We start from the raw sequence: 1,125 nt of genomic DNA on the forward strand, positions 1-1,125 counted from the left end.
TGAGCTTCCCCCCGTAGGCCGGACACCCGAGGTGTGGGGTCAACGGTCGTGATCAGACGGGGTGTGGAGCTTTTCAAACTCGATGGGACTGCGCATTCCGAGGCTGGAATGGCGTCTTACCGGATTGTACCAGCATTCTACCCATTCGAAGATTGCGTTGGCAAGCTCATCGCGAGTCTTCCATTTCTTGCGGTCGAGGATCTCTAGTTGTAGAGTTCCCCAGAACGATTCCATCATGGCGTTGTCATAGCAGTCTCCGACGGTACCCATCGAGCCGAGCAGGCCGGTCTTCCGTAGGCGTTGACCGAAGTCCCAGGACGTGTACTGGGTGCCGTGATCGGAATGCAGAATCGTTTCCTGCTGGGCCGGTGGGCGGCGGGTGATCGCCATCGACAACGCGTCAAGGACCAGTTCGGTGCGTAGATGATCGGCCATGGAGTAGCCGATGATCCGCCGGCTGTAGGCGTCCATGACCGCGGCGCAGTACAGCTTGCCCTCCTCGGTGGGGTGTTCGGTGATGTCGGTCAGCCACAACCGGTTCGGCGCGTCCACATCGAACTGTCGGTTGACCAGGTCCGCCGACGGCGTGGCCTGCGGGTCGCGGACGGTGCACCAGGACCGGCGCCGGTAGTACAGGCCCGCGATGCCCGCCGACCGCATCAGCCGGGCCACCCGTTTCTCATTCACCTGTAGGCCCATGCCGAGGGTCAACACAGCGTGTACCCGGGGCGACCCGTACGTTTTCTTCCGCGGATCGGCGTGGATTTTCTCGATATGCCGCAGCAGCATCTCGTTCTCCTGCTCCCGCGCCGATACCGGCCGATCCCTCCACTCGTAGTATCCGGAGCGGGACACGCCCAAGACTCGGCAGGCCACCGCGACGTCGATGCCGTCGTCGGCGAGTTCTCGGACCAGCCGGAATGCTACTTTGGGAGCACATTCTCCCGGGCGAAATAAGCGGCCGCCCGCTTGAGAATCTCATTCTCCACCTCAAGCTGCCGGTTACGGCGGCGCAGCTCGGCCAGCTCCTTCTTCTCCGCACTACTCAACCGGCCCGCGCCAGCGCCAGCGTCATCGACATCGGCCTGGGCCATCCAGTTACGCAGACACGACTCGCTGATACCC

General features: G+C 62.8%; 1 protein-coding gene and 1 pseudogene. Both read right to left on the reverse strand.

Annotated elements, in window-relative coordinates; genetic code table 11:
- Nucleotides 1-39 precede the first annotated feature (39 nt).
- Nucleotides 40-876 (reverse strand): IS3 family transposase, encoded by an 837-nt coding sequence (locus V6V89_RS41420; protein WP_334625222.1) that lies wholly within the window; start codon nt 874-876, stop codon nt 40-42.
- 47 nt (nt 877-923) lie between these two features.
- Nucleotides 924-1,125 (reverse strand): annotated as a pseudogene (locus tag V6V89_RS41425) (IS3 family transposase); the annotation flags it as partial.

Origin of the sequence: Micromonospora sp. CPCC 206061 (genome assembly GCF_036906915.1) — a bacterium.
Taxonomy (GTDB): Bacteria; Actinomycetota; Actinomycetes; order Mycobacteriales; family Micromonosporaceae; genus Phytohabitans.